Below are 1,080 nucleotides of genomic sequence, written 5' to 3' on the forward strand. Positions count from 1 at the left end.
CCGGTAATGCCAATACCAATTGTAGTGGCCAGCAGAAGTAACGTTATCTTAGGCATGATGATTCTCATCCCTCTTGGAGTGTATTTGCGTGCTTAGTTCGAAACAGAGCACACAAACACAATCCAAGCGGTGGCAAGCATAATTAATGGCGTAAAGACTTTTTGAATGGCTGCGCCATCGGTCAAGTTATAGATCTCGATGGATTCGTTGTAGAAGGCGCGTTTGAAGGCTTTAAACGAAATGTCGTTTTTTACATTGGATTGCTCGTAACGCTGACGCGCAACATCGGCCATCTGATATTCAAGATCTTGAAGTTCAAACTCTTGGTTAAAAAACGAGTCCCAAGCGCACAGGCGAGCTATTGCCTGAGGTGAACTGTTATCACTTTTTAGTTTTGAGAGACGCTTTGCGTAAGCCGCTTGATATTTATCCACGATATATTCCTGCATGAATAGATGCTGAGTCATTGAATGACTCAGAACGTTCTGGTCGGTTGTAAAAGCAAAATTGTGGGATGAAAAGGCGTACTTTTACGTCGGTGGCAGAACTACAAATAAAAATATCAAAGAGCGTTTGTGGTGGGGATGATATGGGGTGGTAGGGGAAGAGGACAAACAAAATAAATTAGTCTACGTCACAATCAATGTTTGTTGATTTATTCAATCCTTAGTGTTCTTTGCCTTTTGATGTGCACATTTTGTAGTTAAAAAAAGATACGACCATAAGTTGTTCTTGGGCCTGAAAAAGTAAGATTCCTGACCAATATTCTTCCGTTTACCGCGTAGATCTCTCCTCAAAGTCGATTACTTTTGGCTACGCTTATAGTTCGGCTTTAAAAATTTGTAAGAGGGAAGTTGAGTTGAGATGTTTGTAGTTGAAGCGTTGAATAACTCAAGTGATGGGCAATAAAGGTAATTGATTATAAAGGATAAATTGGAAGCAGTGCAGAGCTAGGTAAGATATAAACCTAAAGGTGACGGTATGAGCATACAATCAACCATTATCGAATACGCTGTATCAATAATAGGCTTACTTTTAACAGGCGTTGCCCTCTGAGCCCGAAAGCTCAGAGGATACATA

General features: G+C 40.5%; 1 protein-coding gene. It reads right to left on the reverse strand.

Features of this window, described 5'->3' with window-relative positions; all coding sequences use genetic code 11:
• Positions 1–92 precede the first annotated feature (92 nt).
• The gene (locus R7M72_RS25740; protein ID WP_318056547.1) at positions 93–434 is read right to left on the reverse strand and encodes a hypothetical protein; all 342 of its coding nucleotides are present in this window, start codon (positions 432–434) and stop codon (positions 93–95) included.
• Between the last annotated feature and the right edge of the window lie 646 nt (positions 435–1,080).

The sequence above is a fragment of the Vibrio sp. YT-18 genome (assembly GCF_033337345.1).
Taxonomy (GTDB): domain Bacteria; phylum Pseudomonadota; class Gammaproteobacteria; order Enterobacterales; family Vibrionaceae; genus Vibrio; species Vibrio alginolyticus.